This is a genomic window from Zobellia laminariae (genome assembly GCF_030553095.1).
Classification (GTDB): Bacteria; Bacteroidota; Bacteroidia; order Flavobacteriales; family Flavobacteriaceae; genus Zobellia; species Zobellia laminariae.
The window spans coordinates 543,553-560,727 of record NZ_CP130738.1 but is presented as its reverse complement, the minus strand read 5'-3'; the positions used below and the strand labels follow the sequence as shown (position 1 = coordinate 560,727).

The window sequence follows — 17,175 nt, the reverse complement described above, 5'->3', positions numbered from 1 at the left end:
CCGCTCTATTTTTTGAGGAGAGGTGAAAAAATTACAAAAAAAAGAAATAGATGAAATTCAACATACAAGAGACTTTTAATAAAGAATTGCCGGCCGATCCTATCATGGAGAATAGCAGAAGACAGGTTGAAAAAGCCTGCTTTTCATATGCTACTCCTAAGCAGACGGCCAATCCAAGTATGGTTCATGTATCGCCAGAAATGGCCAACGAACTGGGCTTTTCCAAAGAAGATACTCAAAGCGAAGAATTTCTAAAAATCTTTACGGGTAATAAAGTTATAGACGGAACCACTCCGTATGCCATGTGCTATGGCGGTCACCAGTTTGGTAACTGGGCCGGGCAGTTGGGAGATGGTAGAGCTATTAACTTAACGGAAATTGAACATAACGGAAAACACTGGGCACTGCAATTAAAAGGTGCTGGTGAAACGCCATATTCCAGAACTGCAGACGGACTTGCAGTTTTGCGTTCGTCTATTCGGGAATATTTGTGTAGCGAGGCCATGTACCATTTGGGCGTTCCTACAACACGCGCGTTATCATTAGCGTTAACTGGTGATCAAGTACTTCGTGATGTACTTTATAGCGGGAATGCCGCTTATGAGAAAGGGGCGGTCGTTAGCCGGATTGCACCTTCTTTTCTTCGTTTCGGAAACTATCAGATTTTTGCGGCGCGGGAAGATACCGAAACCATGAGAACATTGGTAGACTATACTATAAAACACTTTTTTTCAGAGTTAGGAGAGCCTTCCAAAGAAACGTATGTTCAATTTTTTCAAGCTGTGGCAGATGCTACTTTGGAGATGTTAGTACACTGGCAACGTGTAGGTTTTGTGCACGGCGTTATGAATACAGACAATCTTAGCATTCTTGGTTTGACTATAGATTATGGCCCCTACGGCTGGTTAGAAGGTTATGACCACGGATGGACGCCAAATACTACAGATCGCCAGCATAGTAGATACCGGTACGGGAATCAACCTAATATTGGGTTGTGGAATTTATACCAATTGGCCAATGCTATTTTTCCGTTGATAGAAGAAGCTGAACCTTTGGAAAATGTTTTGGAAGGATTTAAAACGAAGTTCGAGAAGAAGTATTTGGATATGATGAAGTCTAAAATTGGACTTTATGAAAAGGATGATTTGGACCAACAATTGCTGAATGATTTAGAAGAAAACCTACAGCTTACGGAAACCGACATGACTTTGTTCTTTCGGAATTTAGCTGAGTTTGAAAAGGACTCCAATGATGTAGATTCGTTTCTGAAAATTGTTGAGGATGCTTTCTATACTCCAGATGAAGTAACGGGAGAAGTGTTAGATAAATGGACGCTTTGGTTTACAACTTATCAAACTCGATTGAAAAAAGAAACTCTTTCAGACGCGGATAGAAAGGAAAAAATGAATAAGGTGAATCCTAAATATGTGCTGCGTAATTACATGGCGCAATTGGCGATTGATGAAGCTGATAAAGGGGATTATGCTCTAATTGATGAATTGTTTGTACTGTTGAAAAAACCGTATGGTGAGCAACCAGAGAATGAAAAATGGTTTGCCAAACGTCCGGATTGGGCGCGTAACAAAGTAGGTTGCTCCATGTTGTCTTGTAGTTCGTAAAATGAAATTTATGGCAGAGAATACATCTAAAACCCAAATTGGGTTGGGTATGGCCGCTTTGGGCCGTCCGGAATATATAAATATTGATGCTGGCAACAGGGATAAGTCTGAAGTTGCTTTTAGGGCCAATGCCTTAAAAGTGTTGGATGAGGCCTATGAGAAAGGCGTACGTTATTTTGATACCGCTCCGTCTTACGGAAAAGGCGAAGAATTTTTGAAAGCTTGGCACAATAGCCGGAAACATACAGATGTAGTCCTAGGAACCAAATGGGGCTATACCTATGTTGCTAATTGGGAACTGGGCTATGTTGGTCCTCATGAAGTAAAAGAACACTCTCTGGAGAAGTTAACGGAGCAATGGCAGGTTTCTAAGGAACTGCTTCCTTCTTTGGAATACTATCAAATTCATTCTGCGACTTTTGAAAGTGGCGTGCTTCAGAATAAACCGGTATTAGAAAAACTGCTGGACATAAAAAGAACGACTGGACTTAAAATTGGGATGTCTACAAGTGGCCCTGATCAAAAAGAAGTTATAGAAAATGCACTCCAGATAAGAATAGATGGCGAGGTAGTTTTTGATAGTTTTCAAGTTACCTTCAATATGTTAGAACAAGCGGTTTTGCCCGTTTTACGAGATATAAAATTACAAGGCAAAAAGCTGATAGTCAAAGAAGCCATGGCCAACGGCCGTGTTTTTAAAAATGACAAATATCCTCAATACCAGTCTTTATATGCTACGTTACAAACTTTGGCGAAAAGGTATGAAGTAGGCGTGGATGCCATTGCCTTAAGATATGTTATGGATGCTATTCAACCCGACTATGTTCTGAGCGGAGCGGCAGATATTAATCAGTTGGAACAAAATTTAAACGCGAATTCTTTCACTTTAAACGAAGAAGAATTAGAGGTACTTACTAAGGAAAAAGTAGACTCTAAAGTATACTGGGAAGAGCGTAGTCAGTTGAGTTGGGACTAAAATATTCTAAATAGCTATTTCTCCGTTTTTCGAAAACAAGAAAAGTTTCTTATTTCCCATTCACTAATGTTATGGGATGTTTAAATACTATTTCCTCTCCATTGTTTTTCTTTTTCAATAATTCTATAATCTTAAATTCATTTGAGTACGAATAAACTTGTCTGGTAGCCCAACAATATTGAAGAGCATTATAGGCTAGTACTTCTTTTGACTTTATAGAATTAAACGTATTATCAAATTTTAATTTGTCGGGAAAATATTCTTCATCCCATAACGTCAGTAAAACGGATTTTCCAATTGGAAATATTACTTCTACACCCTTCATACCAAAACCATCACAATATGGTTTCTGATTTTCAAGATGATTTTTTATTATAATTGGATTGTCTGAAGCATAAAAATTAGAAGTTTTGCTCACTAAAAATACCCAGTGTTTATTTAATATTTTACTAGCAAATTCAGCTACTAATTCTTCATTTGCATAAAGTTGTGCATGTAATACAGAATCATAATCGTCTTCAAAATCTATTTTGGTGCTTAACTCATTCGATTCTGGGTTTGAATTTTCAAAAGCTGATTTAATTATTTTGATTGATTATGGAAGGCTTTTTTTATAGTGATTGATGCATCATCTTTAATTTTTGGCAGTCTAAGATGTTGTATGGCTATCAATTGGGCTAATATTTCCTTTTCTTCATTAGTTAAAACCTCTGTATGTTTGGGTTTTTCAATATAATTATTAGACTTATTAATAATATTTTCTAAACTTTGATTATATAGCTTTTCTACATGTTCTGCGAAAAAAGCTTTTTCAAAGTGTTTAGAACCATATTTAGGTTTCAGCTCCTTACTATAATATTTTTCAGGGATGTCATAAAAAAAATCATAATTTGCAATGCTATTTAAAGAGTTTGGAAACGATTTTGAGACCTTTTTATCATATATATAAACAAACTTCAAATTTGGGGAGAAGTTTTTCAAATAACATTCAGGTATATAATGTTGTTTAGTGTTTGGTTCTTTGCTCATTATTTCCTTTTTTTAAAATCGATATAAAAAATAATATGTCTGATATAACTTTCGAGCAGAAAATAGAATCTTGCCTAAAGGGCCGAAGCAACCTCCATTAAATAGGCACACAACAGTGCGCCACCAGTACCTACCACATAACCAAAAACAGCTAGAAGCACCCCAACGGAAGTCAACGATGGGTGAAATTCCGCAGCTACAACAGGAGCCGAAGCAGCACCGCCTACATTAGCTTGGCTACCTACTGCTAAGAAGAAGAAGGGAGCCTTTATAAGTTTTGCTACAAGAATCAATAGTCCTGCATGAATGGAAATCCATATAAAACCAATGGCAATCAACCCAGGGTTTTCAAGTACTTTACCAAGGTCCATTTTCATACCTATGGTCGCTACAAGAAGATAAATGAACATTCCGCCAATTTTGCTGGCACCGGCACCTTCGTAGTTTTTAGCTTTGGTAAATGACAATGCTATACCTGCGGCAGTAGCAATGACCACCATCCAAAAGAAACTTGAGCCCAAGAAAGATAGAAAGCTTTTTTGATCACGAACGCTTTCAAAAGAATTCGTCAACATTGCGCTAATATTATTCCCGAAAAAATGTGCAATACCCGTTGCGGTAAACGCAAAGCAAAGCATCATCATATAATCTTTTAAGGTAGGTACACGGGTAATTTTTTCGGCAAAGGCGGTCACCTTTACTTTTAGCGTTTCAATAGCAGAAGTATCGGCTTTAAGCCATTTGTCAATTTGTTTGGTACGGCCTACACCCAGCAGAATAACGGCCATCCAGATATTGGCGACAACAATGTCTACCAGCACCATAGCACCATATTTCTCAGGATTGTATTTGAAGATTTCATACATGGCAGCTTGGTTAGCGCCACCACCGATCCAACTACCGGCAATGGTAGAAAGTCCCCTCCATATAGCATCAAAGTCATTTCCGCCCACCGTATCGGGAGAAAATATAGAGACGATTAAAATAGCAATTGGTCCGCCAATAATAATACCAAGGCTACCGGTTAAAAACATGATTAATGCCTTGGAACCTAAATTCATAATCGCCTTTAAATCGATACTCAACGTCATGAGTACTAAAGCCGCAGGTAGCAAATACCGACTGGCAACATAATACAGACTAGAAGTGTGAGTTATGATTTCACCTGTTTCGCTTAGGGTTTCCCATTTTTCGGCAACAATTCCTGTAGAAGCCAGTATACCAGGTAAAAGGTAACACATGAGCACGCCATAACAATACCGTAGAATTTACTCCAGAAGCCTGTGTTCTTAGATGAGCCATAAAAAATGAAGCCTAGGCAGAGCGCCAAGAGTCCAAAAACAACAGTATCATCGGTTATTAGCGGAGCGGGTAGAAGAGGTTCGGTCATATAATTTTTGGGTACTTTTCCTCAAATATAATCAAATTACCAGATGCTTTTTAATATAGTGTGCCACGCCATTTTCTGTATTGGACAGGGTTACGGCATTGGCAACAGCTTTTACTTCTTCACGAGCATTACCCACTGCAACCCCATGGCCACTATTTTGAAGCATTTCAATATCATTGTAATTATCACCAAAAGAGATGACATGCTCAAGAGATTCACCTTCTTGTAACAATGATTTTATAGCCGATAGTTTTGAAACGGATTTTGGAGCCACTTCAATTAAAGTATCATTAGAGCGATATAGGTTGAGATGTTCACCCAATTTTTCTTCTAAAGCAGGGTAAAGGATATCAGCACTTTCTTTAGTGCTCATGAGCATTATCTTGTGTGCCCCAATTTCGCGATCTTTCCAATCGGAAAGAGTTTCTGGTGTAGGTCTAAAAACAGGAGAGGTCTTGGTGTATCTAATCTCCTTTTGAACACGTTCAGAATCTACTTCTACATACCATTCATTTTTATAGTACAAACCGAGTTGAGTATTGTTGGCTTCTGCCAGCTCATATATTTGCTGGAGATGCTGCGTGCCAATATGTACGGAAGAAAGTTCTTTGTCTCCATCAAGTATCAAGGCGCCATTGTAACAAATAATAGGTTGTTCTTCAATAGCCAAGGTCTTTTTGCAAATAGGTCATAGCACTAGGCATACGCGCTGATACTAAAATGATTTTTAAATGTGATTTAATGCGATCAATTTCGGCAATTGTAAGTTCGGAAACATCGCTTTTTGTGGTTAATAAAGTGCCATCTAAGTCGGAGCAGAGTATTTTGTATTTCAAAGGGTATAGTTTTTATTTAAGATTCTAAATATGCTTTTTATTATGCTTCATCTCTTTCAAGAACAGCTTTTAAACTTTGTAATTCCATACACACTACACTTACAACACGCCATCCTCTTTGTGCCAACGCATTGAGTTCAATCTCAAATTCGGCGTCATTATTTTTTAAAAGCCCAATTTTTTGAGTAACAATTTTATATTTTTTCATGAATTACAAGTTTAGATTTATTTAAAAATAAGGCTTTAGCCAGAATTCCCTTTCCTGAAAGCTTTAGTCTTTTTCTTATCCGGATTTTTAAACAAGCGTTTAAAGAAACCATCGCGTTTTACGGGTTCGCAGTCTAACATCTCTAAAGTTGCTGGATTGGGGCGTTTAAACTGTGCTTGGGTAATTTCATTATAGTATGGATGTTTATTCATTTCCTGCATCCACTTAGCAAAAATAGGAAGTGCAGCATTAGCTCCTTGCCCCAAACTTGTGCTTCTAAATCCAATTTCATGATTGTCCAGTCCAACCCAAGTTACATGAATCAGTTTTGGCATAATTGCCACAAACCATAAGATCTTTATTGTTTTGAGTAGTTCCGGTTTTTCCCGCAATAGCATTGTTCAGTTTATATGTTGTGCGGATTCTAGAGGCGGTACCTTTATTAATAGTACCTTTCATCATTTCCACCATAATTTGCCTTGTTTCTTCCGAAAAAGCTGTCATTTTTGCTCTTTTAGGTTCAAATTTGGTTAAAACGGAGTCTTTTCTATCCGTAATCTTTTCAATGAGGTAGGGGAGAACGGCTTTGCCATTATTCACATAACTGGCATATGCGCCAGCTAGTTCATTCAGATAAATTTCTCCGGTACCCAAAGCTAATGACGGCTGCTCAGGTAATTTTGAGAAAATACCCATATTCTTTGCCATGGTTATGACGTTTTGGATTCCCGCTTTTTCTAAAACTTTTACCGCTACAGTATTTACGGAATGGCTTAGTGCCTCTTCCATAGAATAGTTAAGATAGGCCTCGTCTTTTTTACCGGAGTTACTGGGTGTCCATCCTTTTAAATTTTCATATTCAACTTCTTCCGCAGAGAAATAGGTACATGGCAAAGTACCTGTTTCCAAAGCAGCGGTATAAACAATAGGCTTAAAGGTAGAACCTACTGCTTGGCGTTTGCTTTGTGCAACATGGTCGTACTTAAAATGTTCAAAATCTACACCACCTATCCAAGTTTTTACAGCACCCGTTTTTGGGTCTATTGCTAAAGAACCGGTATTCAATATTTTCATGTAATGAGCAATACTATCTATGGAGCTACCTTTTAAAGTTTTCTCGCCATCCCAATCCGTTAGGACTAATTCTTTCTTTAAACTAAGGGAATCAATGATTTGCTGGTGTTCCAAGCCTTGTTTTTTAAGCTTCTTATAAACATCCGAATTTTTGACCACCTTCTCAATCAGCTTTTTATTCTTTAGCCATGGTGCATTTTTGCCATAGCTTTTTTCAAAACTACTTTGCAACGATTTCATATGATCCTGCATGGCTTCTTCTGCCCAGAACTGCATATTATAATCTAAAGTGGTATATACTTTTAGACCGGAAGTATAGATGTTGTATTCATTGCCTTCTTTCTTCTGTTTATCATTCCATTTTAACAATTGCTTTCTAACCTCTTCCCTAAAATAAGGCGCCAGTCCAGAATTATTGTCAAAGTCCCTGTAGTCCAGTTTTGTTGGAATATCCGTTAGGCTATCTTTCTGTTCTGCGGAAATGAAATTGTTATTCGCCATAGCAAGAAGTACCAAGTTTCTTCGGGTAAGGCTCTTCTCTGGAAATATACGAGGGTTGTAGCCGTAGGTTGCCTTTAACATTCCTATCAGCACGGCACCTTGCTCTACCGTAAGGTCTTTGGCTTGTTTATTGAAAAATTTAAGGGAAGCACTCTCAATTCCAAAAGTATTATCGCCAAAGGAAACCGTATTTAGGTAGTTGGTAAGGATTTCATCTTTAGAGTAAATGTCTTCTAGACGGGAAGCAATGAACATCTCTTTTATTTTATCGACTACAATATTTGCCTTTTTTCTATCCCTTCGGGGATATAAATTTTTAGCAAGCTGTTGCGTTAAGGTACTTCCGCCACCAGCAGATTGGTCTTGCATCAGTACTGTTTTTACGGCTACACGTCCTAAACTTTGGTAGTCAATACCGGTGTGCTCGTAAAAACGTTCATCTTCTATGGCCACCAAGGCGTTCAGTACATTTTTAGGAATGGCCTCAAAAGCAATGGGCTGCCTATCAAATAAATAAAATTTGCCAATAAGTACACTGTCTGCCGTGTACACTTCTGAAGCTCTTTGGTATTGGAAGTCAGAAAGCTCTTCCTTGCTTGGTAATTTACCCCAAGCGCCCCAGTAAATACTGAGAATAAATACAAAGAAGAAGACCGCAAAGGCGATTGCGGCAAGTAAGATATATCTTAAAAATGAGGGCTTTATTCTTTTTAAAATCAAATCGATGAATTTTGTGAGTGCAATATCAAATTAAAAAATGAAACACTTGAGTTTCTTAACAATAGATTAAACTTCAATTTTCTACTTTTGCGGCTAAATTTATTTCATGCGAAAAATAGTATTCTTTCTGTTCTTAATAACAACACTTTCTAACGCAAACGATGAAGAATGGTCAAAAACCGGACACCGTACCGTTGGTGAAGTAGCGCAACACCACCTTTCAAAAAAGACAAAGAAAGCTTTAAAAAAGTTATTGGATGGAGAGAGTCTAGCTTACGTATCTACGTTTGCAGACGACATAAAAGCCGATAGAGCTTATAAAGAATTTAGTGCGTGGCATTATGTAAATATCCCAACAGGAAAAGATTACGCAGATATTGAACATAATAAGCAAGGAGACCTTATAGTAGGTATCAATAAATGCATTGAAATTATTAAGGACGAGAACAGTAAAAAGGAAGACAAGGTTTTTTACCTTAAAATGTTGGTGCATTTAATAGGTGATCTTCACCAGCCAATGCACGTAGGCCGTTATGAAGATAAAGGGGGTAATGATATTCAGCTGCAGTGGTTCAATGAGGGCACCAATCTGCATAGGCTTTGGGATTCTAATATGATTAATTCATATGGAATGAGTTATACGGAATTGGCATCTAGCTTACCGCAACTATCAAAAGAGCAAGTACAGTTTATTCAACAAGGTAATATTTATGACTGGGTAGAGGAGTCTCAAGAGATTGCCGATAAGTTATATGATTCCGTAGAAGCAGGAGAGAAATTATACTACCGCTATAGTTATGATTGGTGGGGTACCGTTGAAAACCAACTGCAAAAAGGCGGATTGCGCTTAGCTAAGGTCTTGAATGAACTTTTCTAAAGCTTCTTTACCATTTATCAAAAAAACGTTTACGTTTAACGAATCATTATACATCATGACCCAATTTGGGGTTATATTAGAGTAGATGGTTGTGAGGACATTAGTCGGCACCCAGTGGCTAAAGGCAGCAATCTTCTCCATATGTAAAGGGTAAAAAAAAATCGGCCATTTTTAATGGTCGATTTTTTTATATAATAATTCTAAAGGTTAAGTTGATGCGTTCATCAATAACCTTCACCGTTTTTGGTATTTGGTGTAGCCAGTGTTCTTGCGTAGCTCCTTTCATTAATAAAAGACTACCGTGCTTTAATAGAATTTTCTGTTTCAGATTTTTATTTGTTCTATGTTTTAGGTGAAAGAAGCGTTCTTGTCCTAAAGTCACCGAAGCAATAATTGGATTTATGCCCAACTCTTTCTCATTATCTGCGTGCCAACCGTTACTATCTTGCCCGTTCCTATAGAGGTTAAGTAAACAAGTGGTGAACGTTGCATCAATTTTAGTTTCTACTTTATCTTTAATATCTATAAGTTCCCGAGTAAACGGATGAGGAACCATTACCAATTTGGAATAGGAGTAGGGTTTGTCATTATTACCATACAAGGCAGTAAGTCTGGGTTGGGCATAGGTTTTTCCAAACACGGTAATATCATCTTGCTGCCACGGTGTTTTATTCCGAAGCAAATTAAAATAAACATCAGCTTCTTCCTGACCTATAAAATTCGGGTAATAAATAATATCACTATCCGGTAGGTTTAAGTCTATTTCATCTGAGAACAGACCTTCCATTACTTAAGAACTGTTTTCAGTTCGTTTCTATATTCAGATGGGTTTTGTCCCGTAAAGGCTTTGAACTGCTTGTTGAAATGTGAGAAATTATTGAATCCGCTTTCAAAACAAACCTCGGTAATACTTAAAGGTTGCTCCGCTAAAAGTTTTGATGCATGAACCAAACGATACTCGTTTACAAACTGAACAAAGGTCTTATTCGTGATTTTTTTAAAGTAACGACAGAACGAAGGTATTGTCATACTTACCATACTACTTATTTCTTCTAGCGTAATCTCTTCTTTAAAATTATTCTTTACGTGATTGAAGACAACGTTGATGCGGTCATTATCTTTTACCTCGGTCTCCATAGAAAAACCTTCGGCATTTAAAATTTTAAACTCTTTGGAATTTCCTAGTTCGTTCAAAATATTCAATATAGAAAGCAAACGCTGGAAATGAGTCTGGTATTCTAGAATCTGCATTTTCTCGCCTATCTTCCTTTTGGTCTTTCCAGAAAAGGCAATACCGCCCTTGGCCATTTCAAAAAGCGATTGAATTTTTTTCATCTCGGGAATATCAAAAAAATCGTTTCCTAAGAAATCCAGTTTCATCTGTATTACGGTTTCGCTCTCATTATCCGTAAGAGAGTTGGTAAAACCACAATGCGGGAGATTACTACCTATTAATATAAGGTCTCCCTTTGAATAATAGGATACGTGACTACCAATCTGCCTTTTTCCCGATCCACCATGTACATGAACCAGTTCTATCTCAGGATGATAATGCCAAACATTGTTCTTATTGTTCTTACTCGCATCAAATCTTTGATACGTATAAGAATGCCCAAAACTAGGTTCAATGACCTCAAAAGCGGGCTTCTGATTTAATTGCGGGGGTTTGTTCATAATACAAAATTAAAGAAGGGGATTTCTACCGTTCTTTACAAAATTAACCAAAATATACTCAATATTACCCCAAAGGGTGTTTTGCTATATATGCAATGGTAAAATAGCACATTTATTGGCGAATTGTGGAGTAGTGAGAGCAAGATAACGGAGGTATGTTTGTATCATATTATTAACCTACCCTGTGTGACAGCAGGATATTAAACAACAACGATATGAGAAAAGTAGTAAGAACCGCCGCAATGATCGCTTTATTATTCACTACGACTGTAGGCATGGCTAACGAACCCAAACTTAGTGTTGTACCAAATGAAAATGTAAAAAGCTTTGTTTACGAACTAGATGCCCAATCGGGAAGAACAACTATCAAGTTCATGGATGCAGAGCAGAATGTTATATTCTTTGAAGCTATTGAAAAAGGTGGCTATGCAAAGAAATTTGATCTTTCTAAACTTAAAGATGGCCTTTACTTTTTTAAATCAGAAGATGATTTAACAACAGTATCGTACACGATAAGTGTAAAAGGAGACGATGTTGAGGTAGTTGATAGAAAAGAAAACAGTAAACCAGTCTTTAGAGTTAAAGAAAAAATGGTTTATCTAAACCTATTGAACCTAAACAGCGAAGATGTAGAAATTAAAGTTTTCGACAGCAGTAGCAGATTAGTTTTCTCTGAAACAAGAGAAGATGAAATGGTTATTGAAAAAGCATTTGATTTTACCAAAGCCTTTGAAGGTGATTACACACTTGTAGTTAAAGACAGTAAAGAAACCTATTACAAGGAAATTACGGTAAACTAAGGAAGTTTAAGTTGAGTTGAGTTAATTGCCCCTAATGTTGTTGAGAGCGTTAGGGGCTTTTTTGTGCTTATAAGTAGCTATACGCCCAGTACATTAGTACAAATTGCAAGGGTAGTCTTAATAGTAATGCCCACTTAGGGAAACCTGCCGAAGCTTTTTTGCTAGACAGCATATAAAAATGCACGAGTAAGAATACCGCTAGCATTAAAATAAGTCCGTAAACAGCATAGTTTTTTGTTAAAGGCAGACAAACACCAATACCCAAAATTATTTCGGCAATACCACTCAATGTCACTAAAAGCTTATGATTAGGCAAATATTGAGGCATTATCCTCATGTAAGCCTTAGGTTTTATAAAATGCATGATGCCGCCCATCACATAAATTATTCCCATTAGATATAGGTGCCATGGGTAATTCATGTTTTTGGAAGGTATTTCTTTAAACGTTCTCTTTTATATTCGGGCAAAGATTCATTGGTCAAAGCCAATTGTAGTATGCTAGGGTCCTTTTTACGCATAAACAATAGTTGATAAAAATCTTTTACGGTAAGGCGGTTTTCTGACTGTTCTACCAAGACCAATTCGTCGCCTTTTTTTACTTCTCCTTCTTCCAGTATGCGCACATAAGTACCATAAATCCATAATCAATATACTCTTTTAAAATGCCTTGGTCTTTAAACCTAATTCCTAATTTATAACAAGGTTCCCTTGGTTGCGATACTTGTACTAATGCGGTTCCCATTTTATAAATGTCTCCAATGCGAATCTTAGATTCATCAAAATCACTAACCGTAAGATTTTCTCCAAACATACCCCAGTTCCAACTTAGATTTGGGTATTTATTTTTCCAATAATCATAATGGTCTACTGAGAATAGAAAACAAGCCTTGTTAACGCCTGCATGGTGCTTTCTATCTATTACGGTGTCTTTGGCAACATCTGTTTTTCCTAAAAAAAGAGATTCGTCTACTGGGTATTTGAATATTCCCGTTTGTTCTTCTTTGCCGTTCCAAGTAATTGTGGTTGGACTACCAATATTGGTTGAGATAATTTTCATGTATTAAAAGTAAATAAACCATGGGCAATTAACGAAGGATAACTGCGGTTTAAGAACAATAGTACGATGTTTCGTTACCTTTTACAATTTACGTGTACTACTTCTGGTAATATGGGGTGCGTTTCATTAAGTAATTTAAAGCGGTAACATAGTTGTTGCGTGTTGTAGCTAAAAATGGAACACGGTTAACATTAACAATTTTATTTCCGTTCTTATCATAAATTACAAAAAGAACCTTCGTGTCAAATTCATCCATAGACCTGCTGGAGCCTGATGAATACGTTTTTACCTTTTTTTCTTGGTGTCTACTTTTGTGGTGCTAGAACCTGATGAAGAAGAGGTTGTACTACGGTAGTCCACGGTAATTTTGCCTGTCACCAAAACACCTGCACCAACAATTTTAGCAATTTCGGTCATTTCATAGTTTCGTAAATCATTAGCTTTAGTAATGCCAGCTTTGCGCAATCTTTTTAGGGTAATATCTATATCTTGGTATGTAATTGTGTTTCTTTCAGGTTTACGCATAAGGTTATGGTAGTAATACTCTTGGGCTTCGAACCCTTCTTCGGGAGCCTCGGCGCCGTCAAAAACAAACTCAAAAGGTAAAATAGCTCCCTCATTACTTTTCATTGTGGGGTATTCAAAGTCTGGGCTTATAGATTGGCGCCCGGTACTTGGTTGTGTGAAGAGTTGTTCGCGACCACTTTTAAAAGTAATTTTATGAACCGCTTCTTTTTTGACAACGTTTTCCAAATCCTCTCCTAAATAAGTATAGGTAATTGTATTGGGCTCTATTCTCAAAACCTTAACGGCTATAATTTCTCCATTGGTCATAAAAATCTCGTCTGATGCATTCTGGGCATTAGCTGAGTGGAACATTACTGTAAAAAACAATATTAGCAATTTAGAATATTTCATGTTAAAGATTGTTTGTGGTTTGGTGCTAATGTACAAACCCACTACAAATTATAAAATACTGGATTTCTGGTATTTTTTGGCTTTTTCATTATTGGAGGTAGGGTTGCTAATATGGGTAGAGCTGTTTTACCTATGAAGGACAAAAGTGCTATTGGTAACTAGTCTTTATTTTAATAAACCGTGTTTTAGCGAGATGGGTGCGTTTAAATCATAAATTTTCGTTTGCGCACACGAAAACTTTAAGAATATGGTAATTTATTCATTTTATTTATGTTTATTTGATATTTAAGTATGGCAATTATTTGCTATTTAATCCCCATAGGTCCCTTTTATGGCGTTATTGACATTTTTACTCTTTACAGGTTTTGTCGCTTTTTATGCTACATACAAGCTTAGGCGCGATAAACTGAATACCAAAGACGGTTACTTTTTAGGAGGTAGATCGTTAACGGGAATTGTAATAGCCGGCTCATTATTATTGACCAATATTTCTACGGAACATTTGGTGGGTATGAACGGTTCTGCCTATAGGAACGGAGCAATTATTGTTGCTTGGGAAGTAACATCTGCTTTAGCTTTGGTTATTGCAGCTTTGTATTTTGCACCGCGGTATTTAAAAATGGGACTGACTACTATTCCAGAGTTTTTAGAAAAACGCTTTGATGGTCTCACCCGTACTTTTGTTGCATTGCTTTTAATTATTTCATTCGTGGCCACTTTGCTGCCTATTGTATTATATACAGGAGCTTTGAATATTGAAGCGATTTTTGAAATCTCGGAATTATTGAATGTTACCCAAAGTGAGGGTATATGGATAACCATTTTAGTAGTAGGTACCATTGGTGCTGTATATGCCATTTTTGGAGGATTGAAAATGGTAGCTTATACAGATACAATAAACGGATTTGGTCTCTTAGTAGCCGGTCTGCTTGTTCCTATTCTAGCTTTATTGAGTATTGGAGATGGAAATGTGTTTGAAGGAATGACAACGGTTTTTAACCATAGTCCAGATAAATTCAATGTAGTAAGTGATGAATCTGGAGTAGGAGAGGGAGCACGTTCCGCCATATTACCTTTTGAGGTTTTGTTTACAGGTCTTATGATAAATCAGATTTATTTCTGGACCATGCATCAATCTATTATCCAAAGGGTATTGGGAGCGGTAAATCTAAAAGAAGCTCAAAAAGGACTGCTATATACCGGTTTGCTTAAGATATTGGTTCCTTTAGTGATTGTACTACTAGGGCTTATCGGCTTTTATTATTTTGGAGAAAGTCTTTATGATAATCCAGATAATGTATATCCGCTTTTGGTGAAAAAAGTATTGCCCTTATGGCTTACGGGCTTCTTTGTTGCGGTAATGATGGGCGCTATTTTAAGTACGTTCAATAGCGCATTGAACAGTGCGGCTACCGTTTTTAGTTTAGATGTTTTTAAAAAATATATTCAGAAAGATGCAAGTGATAAAAAACTGGTAATCATTGGTAAAAGTACATCTGCTATTCTTGCCGTTCTGGCAATAGGTATAGCGCCATTTGTGGCAAATGCACCTGATGGCCTTTATCAATTGCTACAGCAGCTTAACGGAATATTTTTTATTCCTATTGCCAGTGTAATTATTGCTGGATTCTTATTCCCAAGAGTTACCGCTATAGGGGCAAAAGCGGGACTAATGTTCGGTTTGGTATTTTATGTGGTCATGTATTATATAATTGAAGTGAATCTTCATTTTATACATATTTGGGGAATAGAGTTTGTACTGAATATTTTAGTTATGCACGTGGTTTCGGCCTTTGGAAAAAAAGAAGAAAGATTTATAATGAAAGATGCGGGTATTTTGAACCTCAAACCATGGAGGTACGCAAAGCCCTTTAGTCTCTTTCTAGTGACATTTACGATTATTTTGTACCTTGTTTTAGGCAATGTGTAAACTAAAATAGTCGTTGTAAGTAGTTTAAAGTTAAATTGTTAAAGATGGAAAAAACGTTCAGAGATTATGAGGCTGTAGATGTGTCGGCGGCTGTAAAGGAGCATTATAGAAAAATGCGTAAAAAGCAAACTGTAGACTATGTGCAACGTATGCATAAGAAATATTTGACGTACGACAAGCCCATGGATTTGTGGGAGGCTATGGGGCACTTAAATGATTTGATAGATGTAAGTGATCCAGATTTGGATTTACCTAACGTACAGCACCTAATCCAAAGCGCAGAAGCTATTAGGGCAGACAACCGTCCGGATTGGATGCAACTTACAGGTCTTATTCACGATTTAGGAAAAGTGATGTTCCTATGGGGAAGCGATGAAGATGGTACCAGCCAAGATGAGCAATGGGGAACTGTTGGAGATGTATTTGTAGTAGGTTGCAAATTGCCAGATACGTGTGTCTATCCTGAGTTTAATAAGTTGAATCCAGATATGGCAGATGCTCGTTATAATACACCAACAGGAATTTACGAAAAAGAATGTGGTATGGATAATCTTGATTTGGCTTGGGGCCATGATGAGTATCTGTTTCAAGTTCTTTCAAACCATAAAGAAAACAATTTGCCAAAAGAGGCTATGGTTATGATACGTTATCACTCTTTTTACCCTTGGCACACAGGCGGGAGTTATAAAGAACTTCTAAATGAAGGAGATAAGGAATATCTAGAGCTTATTAAAGATTTTAATAAGTATGACCTATATACAAAGAGTCAAAAAATCTATGATTTAGAGGATGTAAGAGATTATTACCAACCAATTGCTGAAAAATACTTGGGAAAAGGACCTATTTATTGGTAATATTTAATCGGAATAGATTTTGAAACGGTTGCTTTGCACTGTCTGGAGTAGCCGTTAAAGTTTCATTTCTAATATCTTAATTATGACCGTGTTCTCTCCAATATTTTCAAGGTCATTAATCATTTCTCCATTATTACTGGTCCAATAGAAACACTTGGCTTTTTCAATACGTAACAGCGCTATTTGGCCATTAATATTTCGCGAAATTAGAAGGCCATCAGTAAAACTAGTGCAGCTACAGTCACGTTGGTGCAATCTAAAAGGCAAACGTTCTTTTGGTTTTAGGGCAATTTCGCTTAGAATAAGTTCATTATTTTCAAAAAGGATATTACCGATTTTATCATCAAATTTTTTCTCTTTGATTTCTTTCAGCTTCTTTTTATCCCAATTTTCAAATTGGCCCTTTGGATTAAGTTCTGTAATAACCATAAATAAATATACTTTGTTTACGTGACCGTATCATTTTTTTGTGCAAAATAAGTTGCTCAACTTAAAACGATGTAAATATTTTCTTTCTTTAAAGTTCATTAACATTATCGACTAAAGAAAGGGAAATAGTACAAAATAGAACTTTTTTAGATTTATAGTAGAATTAGTTATTGAATTTTAAAATGATTTAAATTAAAAGCGTCAACATCTATCTAATTGTAAACCAGATAGTATTGTATTTTTTTTAAGTCAATAAAAATTAATTATCTCGTAATAGAATTA

The 17,175-nt window shown here is 36.6% G+C and carries 20 protein-coding genes and 1 pseudogene; 6 read left to right on the top strand and 15 right to left on the bottom strand.

From position 1 onward, the window contains the following. The first annotated feature begins 50 nt into the window (after nt 1-50). Both Q5W13_RS02865 and Q5W13_RS02860 read left to right on the top strand, forming a co-directional pair. Nucleotides 51-1,619: a protein adenylyltransferase SelO gene (locus Q5W13_RS02865; RefSeq protein WP_304445321.1), complete on the top strand. Its 1,569-nt coding sequence runs from the start codon at nt 51-53 to the stop codon at nt 1,617-1,619. Nucleotides 1,620-1,629: 10 nt separating this feature from the next. Beyond that, nucleotides 1,630-2,595 (top strand): aldo/keto reductase, encoded by a 966-nt coding sequence (locus Q5W13_RS02860; protein WP_304445320.1) that lies wholly within the window; start codon nt 1,630-1,632, stop codon nt 2,593-2,595. A gap of 49 nt (nt 2,596-2,644) precedes the next feature. Here the strand turns inward: Q5W13_RS02860 and Q5W13_RS02855 are convergent, their stop codons facing one another. From Q5W13_RS02855 to Q5W13_RS02820, 8 genes and pseudogenes are all read right to left on the bottom strand, one after another. Further along, a complete protein-coding gene (locus Q5W13_RS02855; protein WP_304446457.1) occupies nt 2,645-3,124 on the bottom strand; it encodes a DUF4238 domain-containing protein in 480 nt (159 codons plus the stop codon). 53 nt (nt 3,125-3,177) lie between these two features. Beyond that, the gene (locus Q5W13_RS02850; RefSeq protein WP_304445319.1) at nt 3,178-3,624 is read right to left on the bottom strand and encodes a DUF4238 domain-containing protein; all 447 of its coding nucleotides are present in this window, start codon (nt 3,622-3,624) and stop codon (nt 3,178-3,180) included. A gap of 74 nt (nt 3,625-3,698) precedes the next feature. Further along, nucleotides 3,699-5,014, bottom strand: a pseudogene (locus Q5W13_RS02845) (DUF819 family protein). Nucleotides 5,015-5,045: 31 nt separating this feature from the next. Next, nucleotides 5,046-5,684, bottom strand: a complete 639-nt coding sequence (locus tag Q5W13_RS02840; protein ID WP_304445318.1) for a Cof-type HAD-IIB family hydrolase — start codon at nt 5,682-5,684, stop codon at nt 5,046-5,048. Next, complete coding sequence (locus Q5W13_RS02835; RefSeq protein ID WP_304445317.1) at nt 5,674-5,850, bottom strand: HAD family hydrolase; 177 nt, start codon at nt 5,848-5,850, stop codon at nt 5,674-5,676. Before Q5W13_RS02835 ends, Q5W13_RS02840 begins: the two co-directional genes overlap by 11 nt. 40 nt (nt 5,851-5,890) lie before the next feature. Next, nucleotides 5,891-6,058: a DUF4177 domain-containing protein gene (locus tag Q5W13_RS02830; protein WP_194534071.1), complete on the bottom strand. Its 168-nt coding sequence runs from the start codon at nt 6,056-6,058 to the stop codon at nt 5,891-5,893. A 35-nt stretch (nt 6,059-6,093) separates the two neighbouring features. Then, the gene (locus tag Q5W13_RS02825; RefSeq protein ID WP_304445316.1) at nt 6,094-6,393 is read right to left on the bottom strand and encodes a hypothetical protein; all 300 of its coding nucleotides are present in this window, start codon (nt 6,391-6,393) and stop codon (nt 6,094-6,096) included. Further along, on the bottom strand, nt 6,347-8,353 hold the full coding sequence (locus Q5W13_RS02820) for a transglycosylase domain-containing protein (protein ID WP_304445315.1): 2,007 nt from the start codon (nt 8,351-8,353) through the stop codon (nt 6,347-6,349). Before Q5W13_RS02820 ends, Q5W13_RS02825 begins: the two co-directional genes overlap by 47 nt. A 106-nt stretch (nt 8,354-8,459) precedes the next feature. Here Q5W13_RS02820 and Q5W13_RS02815 point away from each other — a divergent pair, with 106 nt between their 5' ends. Then, a complete protein-coding gene (locus tag Q5W13_RS02815; RefSeq protein ID WP_304445314.1) occupies nt 8,460-9,230 on the top strand; it encodes a S1/P1 nuclease in 771 nt (256 codons plus the stop codon). Between the two features lie 187 nt (nt 9,231-9,417). Here the strand turns inward: Q5W13_RS02815 and Q5W13_RS02810 are convergent, their stop codons facing one another. Beyond that, nucleotides 9,418-10,017, bottom strand: a complete 600-nt coding sequence (locus tag Q5W13_RS02810) for an alpha-ketoglutarate-dependent dioxygenase AlkB family protein (protein WP_304445313.1) — start codon at nt 10,015-10,017, stop codon at nt 9,418-9,420. Next, entirely contained in the window at nt 10,017-10,904 is an 888-nt protein-coding gene (locus Q5W13_RS02805; RefSeq protein WP_155597483.1) for an AraC family transcriptional regulator, read from the bottom strand. Before Q5W13_RS02805 ends, Q5W13_RS02810 begins: the two co-directional genes overlap by 1 nt. Before the next feature lie 215 nt (nt 10,905-11,119). Here Q5W13_RS02805 and Q5W13_RS02800 point away from each other — a divergent pair, with 215 nt between their 5' ends. Continuing rightward, nucleotides 11,120-11,704 (top strand): T9SS type A sorting domain-containing protein, encoded by a 585-nt coding sequence (locus Q5W13_RS02800; protein ID WP_155597482.1) that lies wholly within the window; start codon nt 11,120-11,122, stop codon nt 11,702-11,704. A 67-nt stretch (nt 11,705-11,771) separates the two neighbouring features. Here Q5W13_RS02800 and Q5W13_RS02795 read toward each other — a convergent pair whose 3' ends face one another. The 4 genes from Q5W13_RS02795 to Q5W13_RS02780 form a co-directional block, all read right to left on the bottom strand. Beyond that, nucleotides 11,772-12,125, bottom strand: coding sequence for a DoxX family protein (locus tag Q5W13_RS02795; RefSeq protein WP_304445312.1), 354 nt, complete (start codon nt 12,123-12,125; stop codon nt 11,772-11,774). Beyond that, on the bottom strand, nt 12,122-12,328 hold the full coding sequence (locus Q5W13_RS02790) for a hypothetical protein (protein ID WP_304445311.1): 207 nt from the start codon (nt 12,326-12,328) through the stop codon (nt 12,122-12,124). The genes Q5W13_RS02795 and Q5W13_RS02790 overlap by 4 nt, the downstream gene beginning before the upstream one ends. Beyond that, complete coding sequence (locus Q5W13_RS02785; RefSeq protein ID WP_304445310.1) at nt 12,301-12,762, bottom strand: MOSC domain-containing protein; 462 nt, start codon at nt 12,760-12,762, stop codon at nt 12,301-12,303. The genes Q5W13_RS02790 and Q5W13_RS02785 overlap by 28 nt, the downstream gene beginning before the upstream one ends. A 285-nt stretch (nt 12,763-13,047) precedes the next feature. Then, complete coding sequence (locus tag Q5W13_RS02780) at nt 13,048-13,680, bottom strand: hypothetical protein (protein WP_304445309.1); 633 nt, start codon at nt 13,678-13,680, stop codon at nt 13,048-13,050. A 331-nt stretch (nt 13,681-14,011) separates the two neighbouring features. On the opposite strand from Q5W13_RS02780, the gene Q5W13_RS02775 reads away from it, so the two are divergent. Continuing rightward, nucleotides 14,012-15,610 (top strand): solute:sodium symporter family transporter, encoded by a 1,599-nt coding sequence (locus Q5W13_RS02775; RefSeq protein ID WP_304445308.1) that lies wholly within the window; start codon nt 14,012-14,014, stop codon nt 15,608-15,610. A 44-nt stretch (nt 15,611-15,654) separates the two neighbouring features. After that, the gene (locus Q5W13_RS02770) at nt 15,655-16,464 is read left to right on the top strand and encodes an inositol oxygenase family protein (protein WP_304445307.1); all 810 of its coding nucleotides are present in this window, start codon (nt 15,655-15,657) and stop codon (nt 16,462-16,464) included. 54 nt (nt 16,465-16,518) lie between these two features. Here the strand turns inward: Q5W13_RS02770 and Q5W13_RS02765 are convergent, their stop codons facing one another. Then, on the bottom strand, nt 16,519-16,893 hold the full coding sequence (locus tag Q5W13_RS02765; protein ID WP_155597476.1) for a hypothetical protein: 375 nt from the start codon (nt 16,891-16,893) through the stop codon (nt 16,519-16,521). Between the last annotated feature and the right edge of the window lie 282 nt (nt 16,894-17,175).

What these genes read in the sequence shown, in the direction of transcription:
- Q5W13_RS02865 (WP_304445321.1), top strand. Translation starts at nt 51, where the DNA reads ATGAAATTCAACATACAAGAGACTTTTAATAAAGAATTGCCGGCCGAT.
- Q5W13_RS02860 (WP_304445320.1), top strand. Translation starts at nt 1,630, where the DNA reads ATGGCAGAGAATACATCTAAAACCCAAATTGGGTTGGGTATGGCCGCT.
- Q5W13_RS02850 (WP_304445319.1), bottom strand. Translation starts at nt 3,624, where the DNA reads ATGAGCAAAGAACCAAACACTAAACAACATTATATACCTGAATGTTAT.
- Q5W13_RS02830 (WP_194534071.1), bottom strand. Translation starts at nt 6,058, where the DNA reads ATGAAAAAATATAAAATTGTTACTCAAAAAATTGGGCTTTTAAAAAAT.
- Q5W13_RS02825 (WP_304445316.1), bottom strand. Translation starts at nt 6,393, where the DNA reads ATGCCAAAACTGATTCATGTAACTTGGGTTGGACTGGACAATCATGAA.
- Q5W13_RS02815 (WP_304445314.1), top strand. Translation starts at nt 8,460, where the DNA reads ATGCGAAAAATAGTATTCTTTCTGTTCTTAATAACAACACTTTCTAAC.
- Q5W13_RS02810 (WP_304445313.1), bottom strand. Translation starts at nt 10,017, where the DNA reads ATGGAAGGTCTGTTCTCAGATGAAATAGACTTAAACCTACCGGATAGT.
- Q5W13_RS02805 (WP_155597483.1), bottom strand. Translation starts at nt 10,904, where the DNA reads ATGAACAAACCCCCGCAATTAAATCAGAAGCCCGCTTTTGAGGTCATT.
- Q5W13_RS02800 (WP_155597482.1), top strand. Translation starts at nt 11,120, where the DNA reads ATGAGAAAAGTAGTAAGAACCGCCGCAATGATCGCTTTATTATTCACT.
- Q5W13_RS02795 (WP_304445312.1), bottom strand. Translation starts at nt 12,125, where the DNA reads ATGAATTACCCATGGCACCTATATCTAATGGGAATAATTTATGTGATG.
- Q5W13_RS02785 (WP_304445310.1), bottom strand. Translation starts at nt 12,762, where the DNA reads ATGAAAATTATCTCAACCAATATTGGTAGTCCAACCACAATTACTTGG.
- Q5W13_RS02780 (WP_304445309.1), bottom strand. Translation starts at nt 13,680, where the DNA reads ATGAAATATTCTAAATTGCTAATATTGTTTTTTACAGTAATGTTCCAC.
- Q5W13_RS02775 (WP_304445308.1), top strand. Translation starts at nt 14,012, where the DNA reads ATGGCGTTATTGACATTTTTACTCTTTACAGGTTTTGTCGCTTTTTAT.
- Q5W13_RS02770 (WP_304445307.1), top strand. Translation starts at nt 15,655, where the DNA reads ATGGAAAAAACGTTCAGAGATTATGAGGCTGTAGATGTGTCGGCGGCT.
- Q5W13_RS02765 (WP_155597476.1), bottom strand. Translation starts at nt 16,893, where the DNA reads ATGGTTATTACAGAACTTAATCCAAAGGGCCAATTTGAAAATTGGGAT.